General features: G+C 64.0%; 14 protein-coding genes. 7 read left to right on the top strand and 7 right to left on the bottom strand.

The annotated features are described in order from the left end of the window. Positions 1–2: 2 nt before the first annotated feature. Together B7Y49_RS07420 and mtnP are read right to left on the bottom strand one after the other, a co-directional pair. A complete protein-coding gene (locus B7Y49_RS07420) occupies positions 3–1,358 on the bottom strand; it encodes a divalent metal cation transporter (RefSeq protein WP_374126943.1) in 1,356 nt (451 codons plus the stop codon). 197 nt (positions 1,359–1,555) lie between these two features. Then, positions 1,556–2,428: an S-methyl-5'-thioadenosine phosphorylase gene (gene mtnP, locus B7Y49_RS07415; RefSeq protein WP_374126942.1), complete on the bottom strand. Its 873-nt coding sequence runs from the start codon at positions 2,426–2,428 to the stop codon at positions 1,556–1,558. Positions 2,429–2,482: 54 nt separating this feature from the next. Here mtnP and B7Y49_RS07410 point away from each other — a divergent pair, with 54 nt between their 5' ends. Continuing rightward, positions 2,483–2,890, top strand: a complete 408-nt coding sequence (locus tag B7Y49_RS07410) for a DUF2147 domain-containing protein (protein WP_374126941.1) — start codon at positions 2,483–2,485, stop codon at positions 2,888–2,890. Positions 2,891–3,022: 132 nt separating this feature from the next. On the opposite strand, the gene B7Y49_RS07405 is transcribed toward B7Y49_RS07410, so the two are convergent. Next, a complete protein-coding gene (locus B7Y49_RS07405; protein ID WP_374126940.1) occupies positions 3,023–3,646 on the bottom strand; it encodes a DNA-3-methyladenine glycosylase in 624 nt (207 codons plus the stop codon). A gap of 69 nt (positions 3,647–3,715) precedes the next feature. Between B7Y49_RS07405 and B7Y49_RS07400 the strand changes: the two genes are divergently transcribed. Beyond that, a complete protein-coding gene (locus B7Y49_RS07400) occupies positions 3,716–4,033 on the top strand; it encodes a 2Fe-2S iron-sulfur cluster-binding protein (protein ID WP_374126939.1) in 318 nt (105 codons plus the stop codon). A gap of 190 nt (positions 4,034–4,223) precedes the next feature. Further along, a complete protein-coding gene (locus B7Y49_RS07395) occupies positions 4,224–5,810 on the top strand; it encodes an amidase (RefSeq protein WP_374126938.1) in 1,587 nt (528 codons plus the stop codon). Between the two features lie 180 nt (positions 5,811–5,990). Here B7Y49_RS07395 and B7Y49_RS07390 read toward each other — a convergent pair whose 3' ends face one another. After that, positions 5,991–6,446 carry a DUF2721 domain-containing protein gene (locus tag B7Y49_RS07390; RefSeq protein WP_374126937.1) on the bottom strand — a complete coding sequence of 152 codons (456 nt, stop codon included), beginning with the start codon at positions 6,444–6,446 and terminating at the stop codon, positions 5,991–5,993. 77 nt (positions 6,447–6,523) lie between these two features. Between B7Y49_RS07390 and B7Y49_RS07385 the strand changes: the two genes are divergently transcribed. The 3 genes from B7Y49_RS07385 (at position 6,524) to B7Y49_RS07375 (ending at position 8,977) form a co-directional block, all read left to right on the top strand. Then, complete coding sequence (locus B7Y49_RS07385; RefSeq protein WP_374126936.1) at positions 6,524–7,615, top strand: GNAT family N-acetyltransferase; 1,092 nt, start codon at positions 6,524–6,526, stop codon at positions 7,613–7,615. Positions 7,616–7,813: 198 nt separating this feature from the next. Then, positions 7,814–8,071: a YjhX family toxin gene (locus tag B7Y49_RS07380; protein ID WP_374126935.1), complete on the top strand. Its 258-nt coding sequence runs from the start codon at positions 7,814–7,816 to the stop codon at positions 8,069–8,071. Between the two features lie 9 nt (positions 8,072–8,080). Continuing rightward, the gene (locus B7Y49_RS07375; protein ID WP_374126934.1) at positions 8,081–8,977 is read left to right on the top strand and encodes an ROK family protein; all 897 of its coding nucleotides are present in this window, start codon (positions 8,081–8,083) and stop codon (positions 8,975–8,977) included. On the opposite strand, the gene B7Y49_RS07370 is transcribed toward B7Y49_RS07375, so the two are convergent. From B7Y49_RS07370 to lnt, 3 genes are all read right to left on the bottom strand, one after another. Further along, entirely contained in the window at positions 8,974–9,654 is a 681-nt protein-coding gene (locus B7Y49_RS07370; RefSeq protein WP_374126933.1) for a tRNA (guanosine(46)-N(7))-methyltransferase TrmB, read from the bottom strand. The two genes, B7Y49_RS07375 and B7Y49_RS07370, sit on opposite strands and share 4 nt — an antisense overlap. A gap of 59 nt (positions 9,655–9,713) precedes the next feature. Beyond that, entirely contained in the window at positions 9,714–10,925 is a 1,212-nt protein-coding gene (metK, locus tag B7Y49_RS07365) for a methionine adenosyltransferase (protein ID WP_374126932.1), read from the bottom strand. An 82-nt stretch (positions 10,926–11,007) separates the two neighbouring features. Continuing rightward, on the bottom strand, positions 11,008–12,570 hold the full coding sequence (lnt, locus tag B7Y49_RS07360) for an apolipoprotein N-acyltransferase (RefSeq protein WP_374126931.1): 1,563 nt from the start codon (positions 12,568–12,570) through the stop codon (positions 11,008–11,010). 45 nt (positions 12,571–12,615) lie between these two features. Here lnt and B7Y49_RS07355 point away from each other — a divergent pair, with 45 nt between their 5' ends. Then, positions 12,616–13,035, top strand: a complete 420-nt coding sequence (locus B7Y49_RS07355) for a VOC family protein (protein ID WP_374126930.1) — start codon at positions 12,616–12,618, stop codon at positions 13,033–13,035. Positions 13,036–13,043 lie beyond the last annotated feature (8 nt).

Below are 13,043 nucleotides of genomic sequence, written 5' to 3'. Positions count from 1 at the left end.
CATCATAGGAAACTCGCCAGTAGCGTGACGTTCAGCGTGATGATCACCCCCGTCACCCCCCATGCCGCCCATTTCACCCAGGGCGCATTGGCGAAATTGCCCATCACCGTGCGGTCGCTGGTAAAGGCGACGAGTGGGACGACCGCGAAGGGCAATTGCAGGCTCAGGATCACCTGGCTCAGCACCAGCAGGTCGGTCGCACCCCGGTCACCCATCAGCGCGACGACGATGACGGCGGGGATGATCGCCAGCATCCGTGTCGCCATCCGGCGCAGCCAGATCGGGATTTTGAGGTCGAGGAAGCCCTCCGCCACGATCTGCCCGGCCAGCGTGCCCGTGACGGTCGAATTCTGCCCCGCCGCGAGCAGCGCCACCGCAAACACGACGCTGGCCGCACCCGCGCCAAGCGTGGGGCTCAGCAATTCATAGGCGCGGCCAATTTCCGCCACATCGGTGCGCCCGGTGACGTGAAACGCCGACGCTGCCAGGATCAGGATCGCCGCGTTGATGAATAGCGCGAGGCCCAGCGCGACGCTGCTGTCGATTGTCGCGAGCCGGATTGCGTGGCGCTTGCCGGCATCGTCGGTGTCGAACGCGCGTGTCTGAACGATCGAGGAATGCAGATAAAGGTTATGCGGCATCACCGTCGCGCCGAGAATGCCGATCGCGATATAGAGCATCGCCGGATTGGTGATGATCTGCGTGGTTGGCACCAGGCCGCCCGCGATTGCTCTCAGATCGGGTTGGGCGATCCATAGTTCATAGGCAAAACAGCCTGCGATGACGATCAAGAGCGTGACGATGAACGCTTCGAGCAGGCGGAACCCGTATTGCTGGAGCGTCAGGATCAGCAGCACATCGAACGCGGTGATGGCAACCCCGGCGATCAGCGGCAGCCCGAACAGCAATTGCAGCGCGATCGCGGTGCCGAGCACTTCGGCCAGATCGCAGGCAATGATTGCGATCTCGCACAACACCCAGAGCAGCAGGCCGACGGGGCGCGAATAACGCGCGCGGCACGCCTGGGCGAGATCCAGCCCAGCCGCGATCCCCAGCTTTGCGGCAAGCGCCTGGAGCAGCATCGCCATCAAGTTGGAGATCAGGATAACCGACAACAATTTATAGCCGAACGCCGATCCCCCGGCGATATCGGTCGCCCAATTGCCGGGGTCCATATAACCGACCGCGACGAGATAGCCCGGCCCGCTGAACGCGAACATCCGCCGCCACCAGACCGCGCCCTTGGGCACGCCCACGGTTCGATAGCTTTCACTGAGCGTCACTCGACGCGCGATCGGTTCTTCGATGCCGTGCGCGAAGCCACCGAATTCGCCGTCAAAGGGTGGGGGTGGGGCCATTCATGTTCCTAGGTCGTCGAGCACTTTATCTGCACCGCTCGTGCTGAGCGAAGTCGAAGCACATGGCGATGCGCGTGGCCTTCGACTTCGCTCAGGCCAAACGGAAGGGTACAAGGTACCGCTTTCCGCGCTAGACCCGGTAATGGGCCTCACGTCCAACGACATTTGCCGATCAGCCTGAACGATCGGCCTGCGAATCAGTGCCCATTCACGCGCGCGAGAATAGCGTCGAGCTTCGCCAACAGGGCCGGGTCCCGCTTCGCCGGATCGGTCATCAACGCGAAATCGAGCACGGTATCGATGGGCGAGGGGGTGCGCTCGGCGGGGAGCGACGCGATCAGCGCGCTGACCGTCTTGCGGGCGGTATCGCCATTCTTGTGCATCTGTTCGATCACTTCGGCGACATCCACCGCTGCCTCGCTTTCGCGCCAGCAATCATAATCGGTGACCATGCCGATCAGCGCATAGGGCAGTTCGGCCTCGCGGGCGAGCTTGGCTTCGGGCATTGCGGTCATGCCGATCACATCGGCGCCCCATTGGCGATAGAGCAGGCTTTCGGCGCGGCTGGAGAATTGCGGCCCCTCCATCGCGAGATAGGTCGCGCCATGGGTTACCTTGCCGCCCGCGGTCGCCACCGCTTGTGCCGCAAGGGTGGATAGGCGCGGGCAGACCGGGTCTGCCATCGATACATGGCCCACCAGCCCGGTTGTGAAAAAGCTCGACAGGCGCGCGACGGTGCGATCAATGAACTGATCGACCACCACGAAGCGTCCCGGCTCAAGCTCCTCGCGCAGGCTGCCGATCGAGGAGATGGCGAGGATATCGGTGCATCCGGCGCGCTTCAGTGCATCGATATTGGCGCGCGCGTTGAGCTCGCTTGGCGAAATGCGGTGCCCCCGGCCGTGGCGCGGCAGGAACACCAGGTTCACATCACCCAATTGCCCGAACAGCAATTGATCGGATGGATCGCCCCAGGGCGTGGACACATCGCGCCATTCGGCATTGGCCAGACCATCGATCGCGTAGAGGCCTGATCCGCCGATGATCCCGATCGTCCATTTCCCGTTCATCACTTGCCTTTCATGGGGTAGGCCGCGCCCAATTTGCCAAAGGATTAGCCGTTCATGCGATTCGCGATTGCTCTTGCCGCCCTCAGCTTGCCCGCCGCCGCTCATGCCGCCACGCCGATCACGGGGCAATGGCTGACCGTCGATGGCAAGGCGATTGTCACGATCGCTGAATGTGGAAACGGCGTATGCGGGCGCGTGACCAAGGTGCTGAAACCCAACCCCAAAGGCCCGACCACCGATTTCCGCAACCCCGATCCGTCAAAGCGCAACCGCCCGATCGAAGGCTTGCAAATCCTCGCCAATTTTACCGATGGCGGGAAGGACTGGCAGGGTAAAATCTACAGCCCTGAAGCGGGCAAGGAATATAAATCTTACCTGACGCGCAAGGCCGATGGCCGACTGCAAGTGAAGGGGTGTATTGCGTTTTTCTGCCAGACGCAGGTGTGGATGCCGGTGAAGTAAAGATCTTGGTGCCGAATCAAACCACCACACCCGTTCGCCCTGAGCGAAGTCGAAGGGCAAGCGCTACGCAGGGGCTTCGACTTCGCTCAGCCCAAACGGATCGGTCGATTCCGCCGTTTTGGTGAGCAGTCCTCAAACCACCGCCATATCCACCTTGTAATGATGCCACGCCATGATCGCGGCCGCGCCCCGGTGCGGACGCCACGGCTCAGCGATCAGCCGGATGGCCTTTTCTGTCGGTCGGGTGTCGAGGCCCATGATCCGCCCGATTTCGATCTGCACGGCCAGGTCGCCCGCTGGCCAGATGTCGCATCGACCTTCTGCAAACAGCAGGTAGATTTCGGCAGACCAGCGACCAATGCCTTTCACACTGACAAGCGCGGCGATCGCTGCCTCGTCGTCGTTAGGCAGGTGCTGCAAGTCTAGCCGACCGCTCGTGACTTCCTCGGCCAGACTTTTGGCATAGCTGGCCTTTTGGCGGGACATGCCGGCGGCACGCAGCACATCGTCACTGGCATGGGCAAGGCTGTCGGGCACGTTCAGATCGCCCAGTTCCGACTCCAGTTTGCGCCAGACCGACTGCGCTGCGGCGACGCTCACCTGCTGGCCAATGATCGTGCGGAGCAGCGTGCCATAGCCGCGATCACGAATGCGCGGTTCGGGATAGCCGGCCCGTTCGACCGCACGGGCCATAGCGGGTTCGATCGCCGCCAGCGCATCGAGCGCCTCGGTCAGTTGCGTGGCGGTCAGGCCCATCGAGTGTTTCCTTGAAATCGCACGCTCAAGGCGGCAAGGCGGCGCAACACACGCCTTTTGGAGGATCGAATGCCGCAGCTTACCGTCGTCATGCGTAATGGGGAAGAACGGACGATCACGGGCGAAGCCGGCCTGTCGGTGATGGAAGTGATCCGCGATGCGGGCATCGATGAAATCCTCGCGCTGTGCGGCGGTTGCGCCAGCTGTGCGACGTGCCACGTCCATGTCGACCAGGATTTTGCGGCCAAACTGCCAAAGATGGGTCCGGACGAGGACGATCTGCTCGACAGCACGTCAGACCGCGACGCCAATTCCCGACTGTCGTGCCAGATTCCGTTCACGAACGACTTGGATGGCCTGCGCGTGACGGTGGCCGCGGAGGATTAAAGGGGGGCTGCTAAACTCTAGGCCCGATCATGTCTCACCCCTTTCGTCCTGAGCGGCTGGCTTGGCAGGAAGTCTGAGAGTTCAACCGTTACTTTGGGCGAACGGGTACACCGCAAAAAAGGGCGCATGCGGGGGGCTTGCACCCCGCCCTTGTCCCGTTACGTTTGCGTCAACGTCTTTGGGGAAATTCATGCGCCACCATCTTCTGCCGCTCACCGCCGCCTTGCTTGCTATCGCCACCCCCTCCGTCGCGCAAACGGCGCCCAAGGTCGAAGAAGCCTCGATCGCCGATCTGAAGGCGATGATCGCCAGCGGGGCGGCTACCAGCGAGAGTATCACCCAGGCCTATCTCGCCCGGATTGCGGCGATGGACCGCAGCGGGCCGACGCTGCGCTCGGTGATCGCCACCAACCCCGATGCGCTGGCGCAGGCGCGGGCGGCCGATACGCGCCGCAAAGCGGGCAAGGCGCTCGGTCCGCTTGATGGCGTACCGGTGCTGGTGAAGGACAATATCGAGACCAAGGACCCGATCGCGACGACGGCGGGCAGTCTCGCGTTGAAGGACAATGTCACGCTGCGCGATGCGCCGATGGTCGCGGCCCTGCGCAAGGGCGGCGCGGTGATCCTGGGCAAAACCAACCTGTCCGAATGGGCTAATATCCGCTCGAACAATTCGATCAGCGGGTGGAGCGCCGTTGGGGGCCAGGTGCGCAATCCCTATGCGCTTGATCGCACGCCTTGTGGTTCCTCCAGCGGTACCGGCGCGTCGATCGCCGCGAGCTTTGCGGCGGTCGGCATCGGCACGGAGACCGACGGATCGGTCGTCTGCCCGTCCTCGATCAACGGGCTGGTCGGGCTGAAGCCGACGATCGGGCTGGTCAGCCGCACGCATGTCGTGCCGATCAGCCATAGCCAGGATACACCGGGGCCAATGGCGCGGAGCGTTACCGATGCGGCGATCCTGTTTTCGGCGATGATCGCCAGCGACCCCGCCGATGCGGTGACCAAGAATGCCGACAAGTACAAGCGCGATTATGCTGCCGGGTTGGCGGGTGCGTCGCTGAAAGGCGTTCGGATTGCAGTGCGGCGGCCAACCATGGGGGCCGATCTCGCCAAGGCATTCGATGCGGCGCTGGCCGTGCTGAAGGCGCAGGGCGCAGTGCTGCTCGATGTCGAGATGCCCAAGCTCGACGGGCTGGGCGCGGCCGAGTTTGCGGTGCTGCTGAGCGAGTTGAAGGGGGACCTGAACGCCTATCTCGCGACCACGCCCGCTGCCGTGAAGACGCGGACCTTAAAGGAGGTGATGGCCTTCAACGTGGTGAATGCGGCGACGGAAATGCCCTATTTCGCGCAGGAAACTTTTGAGGCGGCGGAAAAGACGCGCGGGCTCGATGATCCGGAGTATCTGGGCGCGCGGGCGAAATCGAAGCGGCTTGCCGGGGTGGAGGGCATCGATGCGATGCTCGCCAAGGCGAATGCGCAGATACTGGTCGAACCCAGCTATGGCCCTGGCTGGCTGATCGACGGCGTCTATGGCGACCAGTATAACGGCCCCTCGTCAAGCGAGCTGCCCGCGGTATCGGGCTATCCTAATCTGACGGTGCCGATGGGGCTGGTGCGCGGGCTGCCGGTCGGCCTGTCATTCATCGGTACAGCGTATAGCGAGGGCACGCTGCTCGGCGCTGGCTATGTCTACGAACAGGCGAGCAAGGCGCGCGTGGCGCCACGCTATTTGCCGACGGCGGATGTCGGGCCGGGGATGGATGGGGTGCGGTAGGAGAGGTTTGGTATAACGCCTTACCATGGTCCGTTCGGGCTGAGCGAAGTCGAAGCCCACGCGCTGCGCATGCCCTTCGACTTCGGCCCAAGGGCCGAAGTTTATCCTGAGCGCCTGCCTTGCAGGCAGTCGAAGGGCTGAGGGCGAACGGGGTCGTGCCGAAGTCACCAAACTTTAGAGTCAGTCCTTCTCGAGCAGCTCCACCCGCACTCGCGTCGCGCGGAGGGACAGCCGCACCTCGATCATGAACGTTATAAGCCCGGCCACGAGTAGAATTGTTGCCAGAATGAAGGTGAGCGCGACGATGGTGCCGATCTTCCAGTTGGTGAGCTCGGCCACAAACAGCAGCGCTACGACGGAGCAGATCGCCACCGCGCTGCTGACGCACAGGAAAAGCGCCGCGTTGATCATCGACATGCGCCGATCGAGCTGGCGCAGTTCCCAGACATGGCGATCGTGCTCGGGGCCGCTGCTGCTCGGGTGAAGCTTCTCTAGCGTGCGCGAACGATCGATCACCCGGGCAAGGCGACCGGCGATCACGTTCAGCACTGCGCCGATCCCCGCGAGCAGGAACACCGGCGCGACGGAAAGCTGGATCGCCTGGGCGATGGTCGAAACGGCGGGCATGACGGACATGGCGTTACCTGAAAGGGCATCGGCCAAATCGTCAAGCGCCAACGGGTTGGTAACGACTGTTGCTGTAAAATTGCTGCATGACGAAGCCGATGCTGCTTGCCGATTTCGCGCGCCTGCCGCCAGCGATGGTTGCGCAGGTGGGCGACGGGCTGTCGGCTGCGATCGACAGCGTCGCGGTGGCCGCGCCCGAAAGTCATCGGTTTCTGCGCTACCACTGGTTTGCGGCGGCGCTGTCGGCCTATGGCGGCCAGGCCCGAACGATTGTGATCGAGGCGGACCGGGTACCGATCATCGCGTTGCCGATGGTCGCACTGGGGCCGCGTTGGGCGGGTCTGGCGGCGGTGCCGGGGGGCTATTGGCCGTTCCGCAGCTTTCCGACGGCGACGGATACTCCCGCCGATGCATTCGCGGTGCTGGTCGCGGCGCTGGCGCGACAGATCAACGCGCTGCGGATTGGCCCGGTCTATGATGGAGATCCGTCCGCAACCGCGCTGATCACCGCGGCGCGTGCGCAGGGCTGGGCCGTGCTCGACCGGTTCGTCGCGGACAGTTTTCTGCTCGATATGGCCGCCGAAGCTGCGAATGGCTGGCCGCGCAATTCGACACTGCGCAAAAACCGGTTTCATGAAAAGCATCTGGGCGAACATGGTGCGCTCGACTGGCGTTTTCTGGACGGCGCGGCACTGAAGGCGGGCGGGTTTGATGCGCTGGCCTCGATCGAGGAAAAAAGCTGGATCGCGGCGCGCACCGATGGCCATGATGCCAAGTTCACCGCCACCGGGCATGGCGCGTTCTGGCGCGCGCTGGCGGATGATCCAGTGCTGGCGGGGATGATGCACGCGGCGCTGCTCACCGTGGATGGTGCGCCGGCCGCCTTCTCGTTCGATATCGATGCGGGGGCGCTGAAATATGCGGTCGCCAACAGCTATGATCCGGCTTTTGCTAAGCACTCGCCGGGCAAACTGCTCTATTATCGCAATCTGGTCGAAGCGATGGCGCGCGGCATCACCCAGGTCGATTGGGGCGCGGGGGACAGCGGGTATAAGCGCGTGATCGGCGCGACCCAGGGCCCGGCGATCCGCGACTGGCTACTGGTACGACCGGGCCTGCCCGCGATGTTGGGGCGGATGCTGAAAGGGCGTTGGGCACGCAGCGGCCATAGCGGCTGATCCCCGGCCGATTGACGCAAGCGGGCGATTGGCGATATCACACGCCTCGCTACTCGGAGTGGTCATGTTAGGAATTGTCGCCCGCTGATTGCTGGCCGGGGCATCGCCCCGCAGCCCAGCATCGTGCATTGCCGCCGCCCCATGCGGGCGGGTCTTGGCGTGCGGGCGCTAACCCCATGTCTGGGGCTGACATTTCCCATGAACATCTCAAAATACGAACAGCGCGTGCTGCACGCGCTGGCGCAGGGCGGGCGCATTGTTCACCGCCGCGACGAACAAGGCCGGATCAACGCGGTCGATTGCTTTACCCGCGAAGGATACGTGCTTACCGATTGCACCCTGTCACTGTTCCAGCGGCTTCGGCGTCGTGGCTTGATCGCGAGCCAGGGCGGTGGCCCCTATCGCGCAACGCGGCTGGGGCTGGCATCGGTGCGGTCACAACTTGATAATCGATAGGGGTCGGGGATGGAGGATCAATCGCCGCGGCTGGCGGGAATCGAGCTTGGCGGGACCAAGGCGATCGCGGTGCTGGCGCGGGGCCGCACCATCGTCGCGCGCGAATCCTTCCCCACCACCGCCGATCCGGCGGCGACGCTGGCGGCGGTGGTGGCGGTGATTGTCGGTTGGCACGCACAGGCGCCGCTGGCCGCGATCGGCATCGCCAGTTTCGGCCCCGTGGCGCTTGATCCGCACGCGTCGACCTATGGGCAGATCCTCGACACGCCAAAGCCGGGCTGGGCGGGGTTCGATGTGCTCGGCAGCGTGCGGCGGGCTATCGACGTGCCGCTGGCGATCGACACCGACGTCAATGCGGCGGCTCTGGCCGAGGGGCTTTGGGGCGGTTCAGCCGGGTGCCGCATCCATGCCTATGTGACGATCGGCACAGGCGTTGGCGGCGGCATCGTTGTAGACGGGCAGCCGCTGCACGGTTTTCTCCACCCCGAAATCGGTCATGTGCGGGTGCCGCGCGTGGCGGGCGATGCGTTTGCCGGGGTCTGCCCGTTTCACGGCGATTGCATCGAGGGGCTGGTCGCCGGACCGGCGCTTGCAGCGCGCACCGGGCTGAGGGGCGCGGACATTGCAGATGATCATCCGGTCTGGGCCAATGTCGCGCAGGAACTGGGCGATTTCTTCGCCAACATGCTGGTCAGCTTCGCGCCTGAACGGATCGCGCTGGGCGGCAGCGTGGTCCTTGGGCGGCCATCCTTGCTTCACGCGGTGCGCGCGGTGGTGGCGCGTCGCCTCGCCGGCTATCTGCCCGCTACAGGCATGCTGCCCGAAGACCGAATCGCATTTGCTACATTGGGCGCGGATGCCGGGCCGTTTGGGGCAATCGCGCTGGCGATGCGGGCGCTGGGTTAGACCCGCAGATAGCGAAAGTACCACACCTCATGCCCCTTGGTCCGGGCTTTGCGTTCATAGCGGGTTTCGGGCCAGTCGGCGGGGCGGGTAAGGAAGTCGGTGGCGCTTGCCGCCTGCCAGTCGAAGTCACGGCGCGCGTTCATGATCATCATCGACCAGCGGCAATAGGTGGGATCATCAGTGCCGAGCCGAAACTCGCCGCCGGGTTTCAGCTTGGCGTGGATCAGGTCGAGCGGGCCGTGGTTCACCATCCGGCGCTTGGCATGGCGCGCTTTTCGCCACGGATCGGGGTGGAGCAGATAGACGCGCTCAAGCGAGGCATCGGGTAGCCGCTCGATCACCTCCAGCGCATCGCCCATGTGGAGCCGCACATTGTCCAGCCCCCCGTCGCGGACATGCGCGAGTGCACCGACCACGCCGTTCAGGAAGGGCTCGCAGCCGATGAACCCGCTGCCCGGCCGCATCGCCGCTTGCCCTGCAAGATGCTCACCGGAACCGAAACCGATCTCCACCTCAAGCGGCCGATCATCCCCGAACAGCGCCATCGCATCGATCGACCCGGTTTCGGGTACCGAGATTTGCGGCAGCAATTCCTCGATCAGCGCGGCCTGGCCCTGCCGCAATTTGTGCCCGGCGCGGCGGCCGTAGAGGCGGCGAATGGTGGTGGGATCGCTCATAAAAAAGGGGCGATAGCTGCACGCTACCGCCCCCGCAATCGTTCAGCGCAGTGCGTGATTTACGCCAGCGCTGCCTTCAGGTCGTCGACCAGGTCGGTGCGCTCCCAGGGGAAGAAATCCCCCTCGGGCTGGCGGCCGAAATGGCCATAGGCGGCTGTTTTCTGATAGATCGGCTTGTTGAGCGCGAGGTGGGTGCGGATGCCGCGCGGGGTAAGGCCGCCGAGCTTTTCGATCGACATGATCGCCTCTTCGATCTTGTCATCGCCGACGGTGCCGGTGCCATGCGTATCGACATAGAGCGACAGCGGCTTGCTGACGCCGATCGCATAGGCGAGCTGGATCGTGCAGCGCTGGGCGAGCCCGGCGGCGACGATGTTCTTCGCCAGATAGCGGGTGATGTACGCCGCCGAGCGATCGACCTTGGTTGGATCCTTGCCGCTGAACGCGCCGCCGCCATGGGGCGATGCACCGCCATAGGTGTCGACGATGATCTTGCGACCGGTAAGCCCGGCGTCGCCGTCCGGCCCGCCGATTTCGAAACTGCCGGTGGGGTTGATGTGATAGACGGTCTCGTCCGAAAGCAGCTCGGCCGGGATCACGCTGGCGACCACCGACTTCACATAGGCGTGAAGCTCGGCTTCCTTCTCGCCCTGATCATAGCCCTTGGCGTGTTGGGTGGAGACGACGATCGCGGTGCACGCGACGGGCTTGCTGCCCTCATAGCGCAGCGTGACCTGGCTCTTGGCGTCGGGTTCGAGAAAGGGGGCGACCTTCGAATGGCGATCGGCAGCCATTTTTTCGAGGATCTTGTGGCTGTAATAGAGCGTCGCGGGCATCAGATCGGGCGTGTCGTCGGCCGCATAGCCGAACATGATGCCCTGATCGCCAGCGCCTTCATCCTTGTTGCCGCTGGCGTCAACGCCCTGTGCGATATGCGCCGATTGCGGGTGCAGATTGTTTTCGAAGCGCAGCGTTTCCCAATGAAAACCGTCCTGCTCATAACCGATGCGCTTCACCGTCGCGCGGACGGTCGCTTCGACCTCTTCGCGCACGCCGGGTGCCCAGTTGCCGGCTTCATCCATGATGCCCTTGCCGCGAATTTCACCCGCAAGCACCACGAGCTGCGTGGTCGTCAGCGTTTCGCAGGCGATGCGGGCTTCGGGGTCTTTCGACAGAAACAGATCGACGATCGCGTCCGAAATCTGATCCGACACCTTGTCGGGATGGCCTTCTGAAACTGATTCGGACGTGAAGAGATAGGATGAGCGCATGGTAATCCCTTATGACTGGGCCAGAGAAGCGGCACCGGATTAGCGGCTGCGGACCGCATATAAAGCTTTTGTTATATGCGCCCTATCGCGCTCGCTGACGAATGGCAACTGCCAGCGCGAGCATCAGCGCGGCTACCGGTGCGGCCATCCAATTGCCGAGCATTGCAAACAGTGTCGGCGGATGCGCGGGTGGTATCGGGAGCTCGATCGCACCGTCACGGTCGGCGGGGATGCTCGCGAGCACGCGGCCATCGGCGTCGATGATCGCCGATACGCCGGTAGGGGTCGCGCGGATGACGGGCAGTCCTTCCTCGATCGCGCGCAGCCGGGCCATGGCGAGATGTTCGACCGGCCCCCACACGCCGTACCAGCTGTCGTTCGAGGGGTTGAAAATGAAGCGCGGGCGCTGCGCACGGTTCACGGTTTCGCCCGAAAAGATGATCTCGTAACAGATCTGCATGCCGACAAGCCCGAAGCCGGGCAGGTTCAGGCCAGACGGTCCCGGGCCGGGGCGGATATCGACATCGCCGGGGACGAGACGCGACAGGCCGATCGCCGACATGATCGGGCGGGCGGGCAGATATTCGCCCCATGGCACCAGATGCGCCTTGTCATAGCGGCCGAGCAGCCGCGCTTTGGAATCGAGCGCCAGCACCGAATTGCTCACCGCGCTCAATTGTCCGCGATCGTCGAACTGCAACCCGTTGCCGCCTGCCAGCACGATATCGCGTGGGCCGAGCATCGCGGCGATGCGTGCGCGTGTCACTTCAGGCCGTCCGCGCCAGTAATATTCGGGGGGGTAGCCGTCCTCGACGAACAGACGCAGCGCCCCTTCGGGCCAGACGATCAGGCGGGGGGCCGGGCCGGGGGTCCCCATGAGACGCGCAATGGCGGCGAGATTGGCTTCGGCATAATCGTCGCGCGGGCGCTCCTCCTGATCGAGATTGGGCTGGACCACGCGGATGCGGGGTGCGTCGGCGGTAATGGCGGCTGGGGTCTGCGCTAAATCTATTCCGTTCACCGCCAGTAACAGGGTAGCGCCCAGCACGGGCGCGGCGAGCCTCCAGCGGCGTTGCGTCACTAGCAAAAGCAGCGCGCCAGCCACCACCACGCTCAACCCGCCTAGCGCATAAGTGCCGATCAGGCTGGTCGATCGTGCCACGCCGATCAGCGGCAGCCAGATTGCCGCTAGCGGGTTCCAAGGATAGCCGGTCAACATCGTGCCGCGCAGCCATTCGGTTATGATCCACGCCGCGCCCGCGACAATCACATAGCTGCCGCCGACTGGCGTCGTGCCGTCACCATTCGCGCGCGGACTCGCCAGACGCCACATCAGGCCGGCGGCGAGCATAGGGTAGATCGCTAGATAGGCGGCAAGGATCGACACCGCCGGATAGCCGAGCCAGGCCGGCATCGCATCCTGTAAAGTGAAGGCACGTGCGATCCAGTTGTTGCCGATCGTGAAATGGGCGATCCCGAACAGCCAGCCACGCCACAATGCCGCGCGCAAACTCGGCGAATCATGGACGATCAACAACCAGGCGGCGAAGCAAGCCAACGTCACCGGTAAAAGATTGAGCGGGGCGAATCCGGTGGCGGCCACGGCGCCAAGGATCAGCGACATAAGGGCGGGGCGTTTCGTCACGCCGGGGCTATCGCTTGGTTCGCCGGGATTTGCTAGCAGCTTTGCATGATGCGCCCCTTCCACCTCGCCTTTCCCGTTCATGATCTCGCCGCCGCGCGTGCCTTTTACGGCGGGGTGATGGGCTGTGCGGAGGGGCGGTCATCCGAACATTGGATCGATTTCGACCTGTACGGGCACCAGATCGTCGCGCATCTCGATCCGTCGGCAAAGCCAGTTGTCGTCGCCAACGCCGTTGACGGCCATGACGTGCCGGTGCCGCATTTCGGCGTAGTGCTGACGATGCCCGACTGGCAGGCGTTGGCAGACCGGGTCGCGGCGTCGGGGATCGCTTTTGGCATTGCGCCGCACATCCGGTTCCTTGGGCAGCCGGGTGAGCAGGCGACGATGTTCTTTTACGATCCCAGCGGCAATGCGCTCGAGTTCAAGGCGTTTGCCGATGATGCGATGCTGTTTGCCACCCAATAATGATGTCG

The organism is Sphingomonas sp. 28-62-11 (genome assembly GCF_002278865.1).
Taxonomy (GTDB): Bacteria; Pseudomonadota; Alphaproteobacteria; order Sphingomonadales; family Sphingomonadaceae; genus Sphingomonas.
This window is presented reverse-complemented; position numbering and strand designations above follow the sequence as displayed.